The organism is Mesorhizobium sp. AR07 (assembly GCF_024746815.1).
Lineage (GTDB): Bacteria > Pseudomonadota > Alphaproteobacteria > Rhizobiales > Rhizobiaceae > Mesorhizobium.
This window is the reverse complement of sequence record NZ_CP080525.1, coordinates 4,139,803-4,155,144: the sequence shown is the minus strand read 5'-3', so window position 1 is coordinate 4,155,144 and position 15,342 is coordinate 4,139,803. Positions and strand designations below refer to the sequence as shown.

Here is a 15,342-nt window from a genome sequence, read left to right as displayed (position 1 = left end):
GGGAGATCGGCAGCTTCAGCCTCTCAACCAAGCCTGGCATCGAGCGACACCTTGATCGCGCCGAGTGCCTTCGAGACCGGGCATTCGGCCTTGGCCTTTTCAGCCAATTCCTTGAATTTCGCCGCATCGATGCCCGGCACCTTGCCGACCAGCGTGATGGCGCTGCCGGTGATGCCGGTGCCGGGCACCAGCGTGACCACCGCCTTGGCGTTGAGTTCGGTGGCGGGCGTGCCGTTCTCGGCCAGGAAATGCGACAGCTGCATGGCGTAGCAGCCGGCATGCGCTGCGGCGATCAGCTCTTCGGGATTGGTGCCGGATTTGCCGCTCTCGTCCTCGAAGCGCGCCTTGAACGAATAGGGCGTGGCCTTGAGGGTCCCGCTCTGGGTATCGATCGTGCCTTTGCCCTCTTTCAGATTGCCCTTCCAGACGGCGTTTGCGGTGCGGTCCATGAATTCCTCCTTGGTTGTCGTGGCTGGCTGTCGGGGCTGTTGGGCCCGGCGTCCTGTCAACTATAGCGCGCGCGGACGCGAAGGCCACTGCGCTCTTTGGACCATTGCGCGGTGCGGGCTGCGGCGATCTCGAATTTTCTGAAAAAATGCGCGTGCAAAAATGTCGACTTCGATCTCCCTCACGCGTCCTGCGGGTGGCCATGGGATTCGTGGCCGGATGGAGGTTCACATGGACAATCTGCTTTTCGCATTATGGAAGGACCCAGGCCACAAGGCCGGACGACGAGAAGAGTTTTGGCTGCATCCGCCGGCGTCCGGTTTTGGCCGGCTTCTGGTGGCGATTGCCATCATCGGGATCGCGGCATGCCTCCTCGACCATGCGGCGGCGGCGGTCGAGGGCAACGCTGACACTCTCGTTGCCGCATCCTATGGTTCGTCGCAGCAAGGGAGCTGGAAATGAAATATGTTTGCCTGGTTTATGGTGAGGAAAAGGATCTTCACGCGCTGACCCCGGCAGGGTCGGCCAAGCTCGACGCCGATTCGCTGGCCTATGACCGATCCCTGGAGGAGCAAGGCCTGCTGATCGTCGCCCAGGCGCTGCAATCGGTGACATCAGCCAAAACCGTACGGCGGCGCAAGGGCAAGCGGCTGGTCACCGACGGCCCCTTCGCCGAGACCAAGGAGCAATTGCTCGGCTTCGTCATGATCGAGGCGAAAAATCTCGAAGAGGCGCTGGACATCGCCGCCGGCATTCCGCTGGCCGAACTCGGCACGATCGAGGTCCGGGCCATCTACGACATACCGGGGTCATAGGCGTCCGCCATGCGTTGCGGCCACTTGGAAACCAGGGCGTTCGGTCGAGCGAACGTCCTGGGTTCATTTCATGCGCAACTCTTGCGTGTTGAAGCAATGCAAGAGTTCTCCTATCGTCGCCGGAATCTGGGGGATTCGGCATGCCTTTCCTGATTGCTATCCTTGGCGTGTTGGGCGCGGCGGCGTTCTGGTGGTACCGGATGAAGGCCATGAACGAGGCCGCGCGTGACGTCGCCGATGTCATCGGTCGGGTGCAGGGCTCGGTGCGCCGCAAGAAGCTGCGCAAGCAGGCGGCCCTGTCGCCGCTGACGGCGATCGACGATCCGGTGGTGGCGGCCGCGACGCTGATCACCGCCCTGGTCTCCGAGGATGGGCCTGTGCTGCCGCGGCGCGAGGCCGTCATTCGCGCGGTGATCTCCGAGATCGCCGACAAGAAGAAGACCGACGAAGCGGTGATCTACGCCAAATGGGCCGCGTCGCAGATCGACGACACGACTGTTGTCATCGACAAGCTGGCGCCGTTCCTGCGCGAGCGTCTCGATGTCGCCGAGCGAAACGATCTGCTGCAGATGGTCAATCGCGCTGCCCAAGGCGGCGAGAAACGCCTTGAGATATCCGACCAGAGGATATTGCGGCTGCGGCAGAAGCTCGGCTTCGAAGTGAACTGAGTACGCGCTGTACCGAGGATTTGACGGGTTGGGTGTGCCCGCGTTGCCGGACCGCATACCTTGGCGATTGACGCAAACGCTCATCGCGTCGTCATCCCAGGGCGTAGCAACGAAGCGAAGCGACGCGGCGCAGACCCCGGGATCCATGCCGCGACATCAAAGCTTTGCAGCGGTGCAGAATTCTGCTCCGCTGCACCTTCGGCTGAGGTAACGGCGTGGATCCTTGGGTCTTCGCTCCGCTTCGCGTCGCTTCGCCCAAGGATGACGAAGTGGGTATGCCGCGAGGCGCTCAGATCGCTTCGCCTTTCAACAGTCTTGGCGTGCCGGCGGACAATCCCGACGCCTGGCGGATGAAGAATTCCTTCAGTCGCGGCATCCGTTCGACGAGGCCGAGGCCAATGTCGCGGACAGCGCGCAGCGGGCCGATGTCGTTGGAAAACAGCCGGTTCAGCACATCCGTGGTGATGCCCATCTGCACGGTGTCGAAGCGCCGCCACTGCTGGTAGCGTTCGAGTACGTCGAGTGCGCCGATGTCCTGGCCAAGCCGGTCGGCCTCGACGATCACTTCGGCCAAAGCGGCGACATCCTTGAAGCCGAGATTGAGGCCCTGGCCGGCGATCGGGTGGATGCCGTGGGCGGCATCGCCGGCGAGCGCGATGCGCGGCGCGACGAAGGCGCGCGCGATGGTCAGGCCGAGCGGCCAGGCGCGCGGCTTGTCAGCGACGCGGATCTCACCGAGCTTCAGGCCAAAGCGCTGTTCGAGTTCGTGCTCGAAGACGAGGTCGTCGCCGGCCACCAGCTTCTCGGCATCGGGCGTGCGCTCTACCCAGACGATCGACGAGCGGTTGGTGCCGTCGTCGCCGGGCTTCAGCGGCAGCGTGGCGAACGGGCCGGCGGGCAGGAAATGCTCCTCCGCCCGGCCATTGTGCGGGCGTTCATGCGCCACCGTGCAGACGATGCCGGACTGGCCGTATTCCCACTTCACCGTCTTGATGCCGGCCATGTCGCGCAGCTTCGAGTTGACGCCGTCGGCGGCAACCAACAGCCGGGCCTTCAGCGTCGCGCCGTCGCCGAGATGCACGGTGATGCCGGCGCCGTTGGTCTCGAAACCCTGCACCGCGACGCCTTCGATGATGTCGATGCCGAGCTTTTCGGCGCTGGCCCGCAAGGCGCCGTTCAGCACCCGGTTGGCCACCATATGCGCGAAAGGTTCGCCCGGCGCCACCTCACCGTCGAAGGTCAGGAAGACCGGGCGCACCGGATCGGAGGTGCGCGAATCGGTGATGACCATCTCGGTGATCGCCTGGGCCTGAGGCGCGATCTCGTCCCACACGCCGAGCTGGTCAAGCATGCGGCAGGCGGCGGCGGCGATGGCCGATGCGCGGCCATCCCTTTGCCAGGCGCCAGCCGGCGCGGCATCGACCAGCGCAACGGCAAGGCTAGGGCGCGCCCGCTTCAGCGAGACGGCCGTGGCAAGGCCGACATAGCCGGCGCCGGCGACGAGGACATCGAGCCCGGATCTGGTTGTCGCGTCCGCCTTGCGTTGCATCTTCTTTGCTCCTTGCGCGCCGATCGGGTCTTGCGCCCTTGACTGGCTGTCCGTCCTGTCGGAAACCGCCTTAACACTTCCGCGGCAAGGGTGCGAAAATATGACGGCTGCCATGGACGAGCTTCTCGGCATTCTCGACCTCGAGAAGCTGGAACACAATCTGTATCGTGGTCGCAGCCCCCTGCTCGACTGGCAGCGCGTCTTCGGCGGCCAGACCATCGCCCAGGCGCTGGTGGCAGCACAGCGAACCGTCGACCCCGATCGGCACGTGCATTCGCTGCACGGCTATTTCATGCGGCCCGGCGACACCAAGGTGCCGATCGTCTACGAGGTCGACCGGATCCGCGACGGCGGCTCCTTCACCACACGCCGCGTTGTGGCGATCCAGCATGGCCAGGCGATCTTTTCGCTGGAAGCCTCGTTCCAGCAGGATGAGGTCGGCCTCGAGCACCAGGTGCCGATGCCGCAGGACGTTCCGGGGCCCGATACGCTGCTGTCGCAGCGCGAATTGCTGGGCAAGTTCGCAGAGGCGGTGCCCGAAGGCATCAAGCGCTATTGGGAGCGCGACCGGCCGATCGAGATGAAGCCGGTGATGCTGAAGCACTACACCAGTCGGGAAAAGCTGGAGCCGAAGCAGAACATCTGGATCCGCACGACCGGTCCGGTACCGGCCGATCGCGCCATTCAGGCGGCGGTGCTCGCTTATCTCTCCGACATGACGCTGCTCGACACCTCGACCTTCGCGCATGGCCGCGCCATTTTCGATCGCGATATCCAGGCGGCGAGCCTCGATCACGCCATGTGGTTCCATCGCAGCCATGCACTCGACGACTGGATGCTCTACACGCAAGACAGCCCGTCGACGCAGGGGTCGCGCGGCTTTACGCGCGGGTCGCTGTTTGCCCGCGACGGGACGCTGATCGCCTCGGTCGCGCAGGAAGGGCTGATCCGCCTGAAACGATCGCCTGCGGAATAGGCATTTCGGAAAAATTGCCTGTTTTTTAATCAGATGCACCGCCGCGCTCGTGGGCAGGCGGCGTCCGAACGCGCCCCAATCGCTTTGTTTACAGTGGGTTAACACCCTGCTTCCGCACTTGGCACGGAGCTTGAATCCTCGTGAGCACTCTCCGGCTCCTTGGGATCGGTGAAGTCGTGCAAACGCGGGGGACCGCAACAGCAAAGGGTGAAACCTTATGAAAATCGTGATGGCAATCATCAAGCCGTTCAAGCTCGACGAGGTACGCGAAGCGCTTACCGCCGTCGGCATCCAGGGCCTGACCGTCACCGAAGTCAAAGGCTACGGGCGTCAGAAGGGGCATACGGAAATCTATCGCGGGGCGGAATACGCGGTCAGTTTCCTGCCGAAGATCAAGATCGAAGTCGCGGTCAGTGCCGACATGGTCGACAAGGCCGTCGAGGCCATCACCGCGGCCGCCAAGACCGGCCAGATCGGCGACGGCAAGATCTTCGTTTTCGGCATCGATCAGGCGGTGCGCATCCGCACCGGCGAAACAGACACCGACGCGCTCTGAGCGGCGATCACGTATTCCAATGGAGAGTTCAATGAATATTCCTTCCACCTTGAAGACGACGGGACGCGCCGCCCTTTTGGGCTCGCTCGCTCTCGCAGCATTGGGCACGGTCGCCGCCTTCGCGCAGCAGGCGGCTCCTGCTGCCGCAGCGGCCGCACCGGCCGCCGCCCCCGCCCCGGTGCTCGACACAGGCAACACCGCCTGGATGCTGACCTCGACGGCGCTGGTGCTGATGATGACCATCCCGGGTCTGGCGCTGTTCTACGGCGGTATGGTGCGCAAGAAGAACGTGCTCGCCACCATCATGCAGAGCTTTGCCATCACCTGCCTGGTGACGGTGCTGTGGTTCATGTTCGGCTATTCGCTGGCCTTTTCCGACGGCGGCGGCATGAATGCCTATATCGGCGGCGTCTCGAAATTCTTCCACCACGGCATCACGGTCTCGACACTCTGGTTGCCGGGGGTCTCGAACATTCCTGAATTCGTCTTCTCGATGTTCCAGATGACCTTCGCCATCATCACGCCCGCGCTGATTGCCGGCGCCTTTGCCGAACGCATGAAGTTCTCGGCGCTGCTCCTCTTCATGGCGCTGTGGCTGCTGTTCGTCTATGCGCCGATCGCGCACTGGGTGTGGGGTGGTGGCTTCCTCGGCACGGCGGGCGTTCTCGACTTCGCCGGCGGCACGGTCGTCCACATCAACGCCGGTGTCGCCGGTCTGGTCTGCGCGCTGGTCCTCGGCAAGCGTGAAGGCTACGGCACCACCAACATGGCGCCGCACAACCTGGTCTACTCGGTGATCGGTGCTTCGCTGCTGTGGGTCGGCTGGTTCGGCTTCAACGCCGGTTCGGAACTGGCGGCCGATGGTCTTGCCGGCGCCGCGATGATGAACACTCAGGTTGCCACTGCCGCGGCCGCACTTGCCTGGATGTTCGCCGAATGGATCGTCGCCAAGAAGCCCTCCGTGCTCGGCATCATCTCGGGTGCCGTCGCCGGCCTCGTCGCGGTGACGCCGGCCTCCGGTTTCGTCAACCCGACCGGCGCCTTCATTATCGGCATCGTCGCCGGCGTCGTCTGCTACATCTCGGCGGTCAAGGTGAAGCACATATTCGGCTATGACGACTCGCTCGATGCCTTCGGCGTGCATGGCGTAGGCGGTGTGGTCGGTGCGTTGCTGACTGGTGCGCTTGCCGATCCGGCGATCAATGCGCTGGGCAAGGGCGGTTCGGTCGCCATCCAGCTCTACGGCATCGTCTTCACCATCCTGTGGACGGCGATCGCCACCTTCGTGATCCTCTACATCGTCAAGGCGCTGGTTGGCCTGCGTCCGACGACCCAGGAAGAGGTCGAGGGCCTCGACATCTCCCAGCATGGCGAAGTGGTGCCGTAAGGCCCAGCTTGGCCAACGGGGCCGGCGGAACCCTCCTCCCGCCGGCCCCCCTATCCCTTCCAGGCAATTCCATGCGGAAAACCGCTGCACATTTTTCCTGGAATTGCTTCGAAAAAAATCCCGTCGTGACGCTCCCGAAAGGAGTTCACGCATTGAGGCCCGGATCACGTCCGGGCCTCTTTTTTTGGCAAAATGTTCCAGCAATGCCGGTATCCCTGCGATCACGTTCGTGTGATGAAGATTTTCGAGGAAACATAGACCGTTCTGGCCCCGAACTGTGGGGACGATCGTCGTTCCGGCGCTCGTTCAAACAACAGGGAAGGAATTTTCTCATGAACCTCAAGACTATCTGCCTTGGAGCGCTTGCTCTTTCGATGGTCAGCGGCGTGGCATTTGCCGGCGCTCTCGATGAACCCGACAACATGGCGCCGTTCTTCACGGATTCCGGCATGAAAACCATGAAGCCAATGGCGGAATTCAAGACGGCATTCATGGCCATGCCGATGGAAAAGCAGGAAGCGATGAAAAAGGAATGCCAGGATGCGGCGATGAGCAAGCCGCACGCCGAATTCTGCGCCAACGTGATGATGCTGGGCGGCGCCAGCAAGTGATCTGCCGCGATCGGGCCGTGGCCCGATTTTTGTTGTCAAACAGAACGATGGCAGGCCTGTGCGCCCGCCATCGTTTCACTTGGCAGGCAGGCGCTCGCGGAGCCTGCCATCTCGGATCAAGCGCCTCGGGCACATCGTTCCGACGGCAGGTCTATCCGCCGGCGCCGTCATCCATCATGGTGTTTGTCAGCGCCTCATAGGCCCTGCTGCACGTCTGGGAATGGGGGCAATTCCTGACAACCAGCACAGGCGCCACCGTCAGGACGGCCGCGATCAGAATCCGCAGGGCAAGACCCGGTACCCCGAATCCCTTGCCGAAAAGACCCCTGCACAGAAAGTACAGGCCTTGTGCCAAACAGGCCGCGGCGAGGACGTGCAGGAGCGGGCCAGTCGCCCGGGCAAAGGGCGTCACGTAGCCATCCGGGAAGCCCACCATGCCGAGCTCGACAAACCAGTGCAGGGCGAGCAGGAGACTGAGCCCTGCCCAGGCCAGGACCGTCACACGAAGGACAACAGATTGCATGCCTTTATCCACGTTGGTGGTTCTGCGGTGTCGTGACGTCCGCGGTCAAGGGTCGCTGTCCTCTGGCGCCTGGAGTTTAACGCAATTCCGGACGGAAAACCGCTTCACACTTTTCCTGGAATTGCTCTGGCGGCTCAACCGGCGGTAACGAGGTTTGATCGTCTCAACTTCTTATAGTTAATGCGCCCTTAACCTTCCCGCCGATAGTCTGAGACCCGAATCTGCCGGAGTGCGCCACGCACCCGCACGAAGCAATGACAGACGGGGAAGAGCATGCGTTCAGGGGCTTCAGCACCGCTCGCGCTGGCCGATACCGGGCACGGCATCCAGGCGTTCGCGCGGCGTCAGGTCGGGCGGCTGGTGGGTGCCGGACTGTTCGCGCTGGCCGCCTTCGGCGTCGCCGGCCTTGCGACCTGGAACGTCGCCGATCCGAGCTTCTCGCATGCGACGAACAACACCGTCACCAACGCCATGGGCTATGCGGGTGCTGTGTTTTCCGACCTTGCCATGCAGTTCTTCGGCCTCGCCGCCGTTGCCGCCCTGGTTCCGACCGTGATCTGGGGCTTCCTGCTGTTTTCCGCGCGCGGCGTCGACAAGCTGCCCAGGCGCGGGCTGTCCTGGTTCGGCTTCGCCCTGCTGGCCGCGGCAATGGCCGGCTGCGTGGTGCCGCCCAAGACCTGGCCACTGCCGACAGGCCTCGGTGGCGTGTTCGGCGACATGGTGCTGAAAATCCCCGGCGTTGTCGTCGGCGGCTATCCGACCGGGCTGTTCGCCAGCATTATCGCCATAGTGCTAGCCGCACCCGCGCTGTGGCTTTTCGCGCATGGCTCGGCGCTGATCGGGCGCAAGAACGGCTTCGCCGTCGTCGAGGATGAGCCTGCCGCCGATCCGCGCGAGGACGAGCTTTTGTTCGACAATGACGAGGACGAGGGCGACGAGGGCATCCTGGCGCTTGGCGCCATCACCCACTGGTGGCTGTCGCTGCGCGCCTGGATGCACCGCCGCGCCGTGCGCCGCAGGCAGGAGCGCGAGGAGTATGAGCCGGAGGTGGAGCAACGCTCCACTGCCTGGCGGCGGGCCGCCGAACGGGTCGAATCGGCTGAGTTCGCCGAATCGCGGATGAGCCAGGATGGCCGCGCCCGCGTCGAGCCTGAGTTCTTCGCCGCCATGGTCAACGACCGCAACGTTTCCGTCGATCCGGACGATGACGACGTCTTCGACAATCGATTCGACAATGGCGGCGAGGATGCCGATCTCGACGATGAGCCTGTCGTGCAACGCCGCGCGGCGCCGACCGCCAGGGTCCAGCAGTTCCGCTCCGATGCCGCCACCCGCGTCGAGGCGCCGGCGCCGCGTCCGGCACCTGGCGCCCGCGTCCAGCGCGAGGCGCAGACGTCGCTGATCGGCTCGGAAAGGTTCGAAATGCCGTCGCTGCATTTCCTCTCCGAACCCAAGAACGTGGTGCGCGACGCCAGCCTGTCCAAGGATGCGCTGGAGCAGAATGCCCGGCTGCTCGAGGGCGTGCTGGAGGATTTCGGCGTCAAGGGCGAGATCATCGCCGTCCGTCCAGGTCCTGTCGTCACCCTCTATGAGCTCGAACCGGCGCCCGGTATCAAATCGTCGCGGGTCATCGGCCTGTCCGACGACATCGCGCGCTCGATGAGCGCCATCGCCTGCCGCGTCGCCGTGGTGCCCGGCCGCAACGCCATCGGCATCGAACTGCCGAACGCCAAGCGCGAAACCGTCTATCTGCGAGAAATCCTGGCCAGCCGCGACTTCGAGACCACCAAAGCCAAGCTGGCGCTGGCGCTGGGCAAGACCATCAATGGCGAGGCGGTCATCGTCGACATCGCCAAGATGCCGCACGTGCTGGTCGCCGGCACCACCGGCTCGGGCAAGTCGGTCGCCATCAACACCATGATCCTGTCGCTGCTCTACCGGCTGACGCCGCAGGATTGCCGGCTGATCATGATCGATCCGAAGATGCTGGAACTGTCGGTCTATGACGGCATCCCGCATCTGCTCACGCCGGTGGTCACCGATCCGAAGAAAGCGGTGGTGGCGCTGAAATGGACCGTGCGCGAGATGGAGGACCGCTACCGCAAGATGTCGAAGGTCGGCGTGCGCAACATCGACGGTTTCAATGCCCGCGTCAGCCAGGCGGACAAGAAGGGCGAAAAGATCTCGCGCACCGTGCAGACCGGCTTCGACCGCCAGACCGGCGAGGCGATCTACGAGACCGAGAACCTCGATCTCGAGCCGATGCCCTATATCGTCGTCATCATCGACGAGATGGCCGACCTGATGATGGTCGCCGGCAAGGATATCGAGGGGGCGGTGCAACGCCTGGCGCAGATGGCGCGCGCCGCCGGCATCCATGTCATCATGGCGACGCAGCGCCCGTCGGTCGACGTCATCACCGGCACCATCAAAGCCAATTTCCCGACCCGCATCTCCTTCCAGGTGACGTCGAAGATCGACAGCCGCACCATTCTGGGCGAGCAGGGCGCCGAGCAGCTGCTCGGCATGGGCGACATGCTCTACATGGCCGGCGGTGGCCGTATCCAGCGCGTGCACGGTCCGTTCGTCGCCGATGAAGAGGTCGAAAAGATCGTCGCGCATCTGAAACTGCAGGGTGTGCCGGAATACCTCGACGCCATCACCGAGGATGACGGCGACGATGACGACGAACCTTCGGGCAAGGGCGGTTCCGGCGGCGGTGGCGGCAACGGCAATTTCGAGGATTCCGACGACCCTTACGACCAGGCGGTTTCCGTGGTGCTGCGCGACGGCAAGGCTTCAACCAGCTATATCCAGCGCCGTCTGGGCATCGGCTACAACCGCGCCGCCTCGATCATCGAGAAGATGGAGAAGGAAGGTATCGTCGGACCGGCCAACCATGCCGGCAAGCGCGAGATCCTGGTACCGACCGAAGAGGACAAGTTCTAAGCGGGAGGCCTGGCTCTTGTGACATCCTCCTGGCTGGCAACCTTGGGCCGTTCAAGGCGTTGAAGGGAATGAGGGGCGCTCGATCCGCCAAACTTCAGCCCAACTGGGGGTCCAAGCACGAGAACGACTCAGGAATCAGATGAGAGTGACCGACATGAAAAACGATCCTTCAGCGATCAGCGATTTTGCTCCCACCCGGCGCCGGTTGCTCGGCCTTGGTCTGGTGGTAGCAGGCGCGGCAGCCTTCAACGTGATGCCTGGCTTCCAACTGCTGGCTTCGGCGCAGGCGGCCGTACCGCCGGCCGCACAGAAGATCGCCGACCATTTCTCCTCGGTCAAATCGATGAGCGGCGAATTCGTGCAGTTCGGCCCCAAGGGCGAGCAGACCGGCGGCAAGTTCTTCCTCGAACGGCCGGGCAAGATCCGCTTCAACTATGACGGGGCCTCGAATTTCAAGGTGATCTCGGACGGCCAGTCGGTGGTCATCCTGAACAAGAAACTCAACACGTCCGATCTCTATCCGCTGTCCAAGACACCGCTGAAGCTGCTGCTCGACACCAAGATCGACCTCTCCGGCGACCGCGTCAAAAGCGTCAAGCAAGAGGATGACCTCACCACCATCCAGCTCGCCGACAAATCGGTGTTCGGCAATTCGAAGATCACGATGATGTTCGATCCCAAATCCTACGAGCTGCGCCAGTGGACGATCACCGACGCACAGGGCAAGGACACGACGGTGATGATCTTCAACGTCAAGGAAGGCGTCAGCTTCGCCCCCGACACCTTCGCCATCGACTACACTGCGAATCGCGAACTCAACACAAACGGCAAGTCGCGCTAGGACCAATCGCTTCAACAGTTGTGGAAAGCACTGGGTCGCGCCTCGCCGGGCGCGACGTGGCTTGTCTTTGCGGCTTGCGGCTGGCAGTTTCCCGGACTGACTCCGTCAAAAGGCGTCTTCCCCGTCAGGGCCTATCGGTTCTGGCTGGCCGCACGCTGCCCTGGATTGCCAATGCCCTTTTCCATCGCCACCTGGAACATCAACTCGGTTCGCCTGCGCATGCCGATCGTCGAGCGCCTGCTTGTCGAGCATGCGCCTGACGTGCTGTGCCTCCAGGAAACCAAGGTTCCCGACGAGCTGTTTCCCGAGAAGGCGTTCCGCAAGCTCGGCTACGAGCACATCGCCTTCCATGGCCAGAAGGGCTATCACGGCGTCGCGACGGTCGCGCGGCGGCCGATCGAGGTGGTCGAGAAGCGCCGCTTCTGCGAGATCGAGGACAGCCGCCACCTGTCGGTGACGGTGCGGGCCGGCGGCAAGGCGATCCTGCTGCACAATTTCTACGTTCCGGCGGGCGGCGACGAACCGGATCCTGAAATCAACAGGAAGTTCAAGCACAAGCTCGATTTCGTCGCCGAGATGAACGCCATCCGGGCTGAGCATGACGAGGTGTCCGGCTCCGTCCTGGTCGGCGACCTCAACATCGCGCCGCTCGAGCACGATGTCTGGTCGCACAAGCAACTGCTCAAGGTGGTCAGCCACACGCCGGTCGAGACCGAAAGCTTCGAGGCGATGCGGCTGGCTGGCAACTGGATCGACCTGATGCGGCTCAACGTGCCGCATGAGCAGAAGCTCTACACATGGTGGAGTTATCGCGCACAGGACTGGGAAGCATCTGACCGCGGCCGGCGGCTCGACCATGTCTGGTCGTCGCCCAATCTGGTGCCTGATTTTGCCGGCTACGAGATCCTGCGCCTGGCGCGCGGCTGGGAGCGTCCGTCAGACCATGTGCCTGTCATCGCGCGGTTCGATCTTGATTAGATTGGCTATCCAGATCGGCGGGTTTCCCATTCTGGCCGCAGTTGTGCCATGACCAGCTCGTCGCGATGCGCGCCATTGAAGAACGCACTGCCTCGTGCAATGCCTTCGGCGGCGAAGCCGACTGCTTCGTAGGCGCGCCGCGCGCGATGATTGTCCGGGAAAAGGCCAATGCAGAGCCGATAGGCGTCGGTTTCGACGAAAACCCGATCAACCGCCGCCGCCAGGAGCATCCTGCCGTGGCCCTGTCCTGGCGTGACGACGGCGATACGCTTGACCAGTGTCACGCGCTCGGCCGATGCCCATTGGCGAAGGATCACGAAGCCGATCGATCCTGAACCGTCGACACCGACAAAATAGGCATGACTGTCGCCGAAAAAGGCTTCGCGATGACTTGGCTCATCCCAGCGCCCGACAAAGGCGTCATAGCCTTCGCGCCGCTCAGTTTCCATGATGAACGGCAGGTCATCTTCGGTCGCGCGAACAAGCTGAAAGGTTATGTGCGCCTCTCGTCCAAAGCGCGTCGCGTTGAAAACGGATTCAACCGGCGCGCTTTAGTCTTTGTTTTATGCATGTCGTTGTCCCAAAACCGCTGCGCCCTCTTGGGCGATATGCGTCAGCCGGCGAAGCGTGGCGCCAGTTCCTCGATACGCCGGATCATCGCCTGAAATTCCTCGGAAATGCGCTGGTGCAGCTTCACCGCGATGTCTGGATACTCCTCCAGGATGCGGCGGAACATCTTGCGGCTGAGCCGTATCACTTCCGAATCAATTTCGGCCGACGCGCTGGTCAGCCGGTTGCTGTCGGCGATCAATGCCAGTTCGCTCAGGATCGCGCCGGGGCCGGCCGTGCCTATCGGAATACGTTCGCCACTCTGCTCTCGATAGAGCACGATGCGCCCGCTGACCACGACATAGGCGCAATCGGCCTCGTCGTCCTCGCGGTAAAGCTTGTGGTTGGCAAGCAGCAACGTGTTTTCGGCGCCGAAGGCGAGCAGGCGCAATTGTTCCTGCGTGAAGCCCTCGAAGAGCCTCACGGCGGACAGGATGCGGATGTCGTCATCCAGCGCCATCTAGCTGTGTCCCCGAACGGTCAGTCCAATCCCTCCTCTGCGGTACGATCCAAAACCCCCTCCAACTGGATCGTACCCGAAAGCGGCCCGCCCGATCGCTCATTGGATAATGAAAAGTTTAAGGAACCAGCTTGTAGCCGCCGCTTTCTGTCACAAGAATTTCCGCATTGGAAGGATCGCGCTCGATCTTCTGGCGCAGCCGGTAGACGTGGGTTTCCAGCGTGTGCGTGGTGACGCCGGAATTGTAGCCCCACACCTCCTCGAGCAGCACGTCGCGCGTCACCACCTTCTGGTCGGCGCGATAGAGATATTTGATGATCGAGGCCTCCTTCTCCGTCAGCCGCACCTTGCCGCCGCGTGGGTCGATCAGCAGTTTCTGGCTGGGCTTGAAGGTGTAGGGCCCGACCGAGAAGGTGGCGTCCTCGCTCTGTTCATGCTGGCGCAGTTGCGCACGGATGCGCGCCAGCAGCACGGCGAAGCGGAACGGCTTCGTCACATAATCGTTGGCGCCGGCTTCGAGACCAAGGATCGTATCGGAATCGGTGTCGTGGCCGGTCAGCATGATGATGGGCGCCTTGTAGCCGCCCTTGCGCAGGATCTTCACCGCTTCGCGGCCATCCATGTCGGGTAGCCCGACATCCATGATCAGCAGATCGATGAGGCCGCCGCGTGCCGCGGTGACGCCTTTTGCCGCAGTCGATTCCTGCAGCACGTCGAATTCCTCGTAGAGGGACAATTGCTCGACCAGCGTGCCGCGCAGGTCGTCATCGTCGTCGACGATCAGAATGGTGCGTGAAGTCATGGATCAATCCGTTGTTTTGAAAAGAATATTCAGTTGACCGCTGCCTGTTTATGCGGAAGCTGACCGGCACAACAGCCGATCACAGTGATTTGTTCCGTGGCACGATCATACAAGAAAAAACGCGATCGCAATGCAGCCGGCGCAATTTTGCGAAAAGGACTGCGCGTGCTGACCGTGCGGGCCAGGCCCGGCAACCCAAGCCAGGGTCTGCTGCAGGCCGGCCCAACGGTGTTTGCGTGTGCGCTGGGGCGGGGCGGCATCTCGGCCGACAAGCGCGAAGGCGACGGCGCGACGCCGCTTGGCCCGATGCGAATCCTGTCGGGGTATTTCCGGGGCGACCAGTTCTCCAGCGGCCGCAAGACCCGTTTGGCGATGACGCCGATCGGGCCTGATCTCGGCTGGTGCGAAGTGCCTGATGACCGCAACTATAACAGGCCGGTCAAGATTCCCTATGGCGCCAGCCACGAACGCATGCGGCGCGACGACCGGCTCTATGACGCCTGCCTGGTGCTCGACTGGAATCTGGCGCCCCGCCGGCGCGGGCGCGGCAGCGCCATCTTCTTCCATCTGGCGCGTCCCGGCTTCACGCCGACCCAAGGCTGCGTGGCGGTGACGGCGCGCACGATGGCGCGGCTGCTGCCGCTGCTGTCGGACAGGACGGTGATGAGGGTGGTTAGGTAGGGGAGTAGGGGAGTAGGGGAGTAGGGGTGTAGGGGTGTAGGTAGAGGCGTCAGCGCAGCCTTAATTTTCCTATTCCCCTACTGACTTACTCCCTTACTCCCTTACTCCCTTACTCCCCTATTCCCTTCCTGCGTGGCCGCTGCCAGCCGATGTCGAGAAGGCCCAGCCGGCCCATCTCCCGGTCCATTGCGCGCGCGATGTCCTTGCGCCCGGCGCCGATGTCGCGCAACTGGCGATCCGAAAGGTCCTCGACGTTCTGGTGCGCAAGATTGATCGCGACCCTGGCGTGACGCAACCAGTCAAGGGTCGCGGTCAGCCAGGCTGGCCGGACATGAACAGAGTTGAGAGCGATGTGCGACATGACATGATCCGTTCACTGGATATCAAATCCAGTTTGATGGTGTTTCGATACACACATCATGCCCGATTGAAATCCAAGCAGGAAACGAGTAGTTCTTTCCCTATCATCAAGTTTTCTTTGAGGATCAGA

The 15,342-nt window shown here is 62.9% G+C and carries 18 protein-coding genes; 11 read left to right on the top strand and 7 right to left on the bottom strand.

What is annotated here, in order from left to right:
* Positions 1–23: 23 nt before the first annotated feature.
* A complete protein-coding gene (locus BPNPMPFG_RS21150) occupies positions 24–449 on the bottom strand; it encodes an OsmC family protein (RefSeq protein WP_258590611.1) in 426 nt (141 codons plus the stop codon).
* A gap of 229 nt (positions 450–678) precedes the next feature.
* On the opposite strand from BPNPMPFG_RS21150, the gene BPNPMPFG_RS21145 reads away from it, so the two are divergent.
* The 3 genes from BPNPMPFG_RS21145 to BPNPMPFG_RS21135 all read left to right on the top strand — a co-directional run bounded on the left by BPNPMPFG_RS21145 (position 679) and on the right by BPNPMPFG_RS21135 (position 1,930).
* On the top strand, positions 679–909 hold the full coding sequence (locus BPNPMPFG_RS21145) for a hypothetical protein (RefSeq protein ID WP_258590610.1): 231 nt from the start codon (positions 679–681) through the stop codon (positions 907–909).
* Positions 906–1,262, top strand: coding sequence for a YciI family protein (locus BPNPMPFG_RS21140; protein WP_258590609.1), 357 nt, complete (start codon positions 906–908; stop codon positions 1,260–1,262). Before BPNPMPFG_RS21145 ends, BPNPMPFG_RS21140 begins: the two co-directional genes overlap by 4 nt.
* Before the next feature lie 140 nt (positions 1,263–1,402).
* Complete coding sequence (locus BPNPMPFG_RS21135; RefSeq protein WP_258590608.1) at positions 1,403–1,930, top strand: hypothetical protein; 528 nt, start codon at positions 1,403–1,405, stop codon at positions 1,928–1,930.
* Between the two features lie 289 nt (positions 1,931–2,219).
* Here the strand turns inward: BPNPMPFG_RS21135 and BPNPMPFG_RS21130 are convergent, their stop codons facing one another.
* Positions 2,220–3,479, bottom strand: a complete 1,260-nt coding sequence (locus tag BPNPMPFG_RS21130) for a ubiquinone biosynthesis hydroxylase (RefSeq protein ID WP_258590607.1) — start codon at positions 3,477–3,479, stop codon at positions 2,220–2,222.
* A 100-nt stretch (positions 3,480–3,579) separates the two neighbouring features.
* Between BPNPMPFG_RS21130 and tesB the strand changes: the two genes are divergently transcribed.
* The 4 genes from tesB (at position 3,580) to BPNPMPFG_RS21110 (ending at position 7,009) form a co-directional block, all read left to right on the top strand.
* Positions 3,580–4,455 (top strand): acyl-CoA thioesterase II, encoded by an 876-nt coding sequence (tesB, locus tag BPNPMPFG_RS21125; RefSeq protein ID WP_258590606.1) that lies wholly within the window; start codon positions 3,580–3,582, stop codon positions 4,453–4,455.
* A 217-nt stretch (positions 4,456–4,672) separates the two neighbouring features.
* Positions 4,673–5,011, top strand: coding sequence for a P-II family nitrogen regulator (locus BPNPMPFG_RS21120; protein WP_013528889.1), 339 nt, complete (start codon positions 4,673–4,675; stop codon positions 5,009–5,011).
* Positions 5,012–5,042: 31 nt separating this feature from the next.
* A complete protein-coding gene (locus BPNPMPFG_RS21115) occupies positions 5,043–6,398 on the top strand; it encodes an ammonium transporter (protein ID WP_413776793.1) in 1,356 nt (451 codons plus the stop codon).
* Between the two features lie 332 nt (positions 6,399–6,730).
* Positions 6,731–7,009, top strand: coding sequence for a hypothetical protein (locus BPNPMPFG_RS21110; RefSeq protein WP_258596844.1), 279 nt, complete (start codon positions 6,731–6,733; stop codon positions 7,007–7,009).
* A 151-nt stretch (positions 7,010–7,160) separates the two neighbouring features.
* Here the strand turns inward: BPNPMPFG_RS21110 and BPNPMPFG_RS21105 are convergent, their stop codons facing one another.
* Positions 7,161–7,532, bottom strand: a complete 372-nt coding sequence (locus BPNPMPFG_RS21105; RefSeq protein ID WP_258590605.1) for a hypothetical protein — start codon at positions 7,530–7,532, stop codon at positions 7,161–7,163.
* 273 nt (positions 7,533–7,805) lie between these two features.
* Here BPNPMPFG_RS21105 and BPNPMPFG_RS21100 point away from each other — a divergent pair, with 273 nt between their 5' ends.
* The 3 genes from BPNPMPFG_RS21100 (at position 7,806) to BPNPMPFG_RS21090 (ending at position 12,300) form a co-directional block, all read left to right on the top strand.
* A complete protein-coding gene (locus tag BPNPMPFG_RS21100) occupies positions 7,806–10,481 on the top strand; it encodes a DNA translocase FtsK (RefSeq protein ID WP_258590604.1) in 2,676 nt (891 codons plus the stop codon).
* 154 nt (positions 10,482–10,635) lie between these two features.
* Entirely contained in the window at positions 10,636–11,322 is a 687-nt protein-coding gene (locus tag BPNPMPFG_RS21095; RefSeq protein WP_258596842.1) for an outer membrane lipoprotein carrier protein LolA, read from the top strand.
* A 171-nt stretch (positions 11,323–11,493) separates the two neighbouring features.
* Positions 11,494–12,300, top strand: a complete 807-nt coding sequence (locus BPNPMPFG_RS21090) for an exodeoxyribonuclease III (protein ID WP_258590603.1) — start codon at positions 11,494–11,496, stop codon at positions 12,298–12,300.
* A gap of 5 nt (positions 12,301–12,305) precedes the next feature.
* Here BPNPMPFG_RS21090 and BPNPMPFG_RS21085 read toward each other — a convergent pair whose 3' ends face one another.
* The 3 genes from BPNPMPFG_RS21085 to BPNPMPFG_RS21075 all read right to left on the bottom strand — a co-directional run bounded on the left by BPNPMPFG_RS21085 (position 12,306) and on the right by BPNPMPFG_RS21075 (position 14,171).
* Positions 12,306–12,749, bottom strand: coding sequence for a GNAT family N-acetyltransferase (locus BPNPMPFG_RS21085; protein WP_258590602.1), 444 nt, complete (start codon positions 12,747–12,749; stop codon positions 12,306–12,308).
* Positions 12,750–12,913: 164 nt separating this feature from the next.
* Positions 12,914–13,369, bottom strand: a complete 456-nt coding sequence (locus BPNPMPFG_RS21080; RefSeq protein WP_258590601.1) for a Crp/Fnr family transcriptional regulator — start codon at positions 13,367–13,369, stop codon at positions 12,914–12,916.
* 118 nt (positions 13,370–13,487) lie between these two features.
* Positions 13,488–14,171 (bottom strand): response regulator transcription factor, encoded by a 684-nt coding sequence (locus BPNPMPFG_RS21075; RefSeq protein WP_027145512.1) that lies wholly within the window; start codon positions 14,169–14,171, stop codon positions 13,488–13,490.
* A 165-nt stretch (positions 14,172–14,336) separates the two neighbouring features.
* Between BPNPMPFG_RS21075 and BPNPMPFG_RS21070 the strand changes: the two genes are divergently transcribed.
* The gene (locus BPNPMPFG_RS21070; RefSeq protein WP_258590600.1) at positions 14,337–14,852 is read left to right on the top strand and encodes a L,D-transpeptidase family protein; all 516 of its coding nucleotides are present in this window, start codon (positions 14,337–14,339) and stop codon (positions 14,850–14,852) included.
* A 109-nt stretch (positions 14,853–14,961) separates the two neighbouring features.
* On the opposite strand, the gene BPNPMPFG_RS21065 is transcribed toward BPNPMPFG_RS21070, so the two are convergent.
* On the bottom strand, positions 14,962–15,213 hold the full coding sequence (locus tag BPNPMPFG_RS21065; RefSeq protein WP_258590599.1) for a hypothetical protein: 252 nt from the start codon (positions 15,211–15,213) through the stop codon (positions 14,962–14,964).
* Positions 15,214–15,342: the final 129 nt, after the last annotated feature.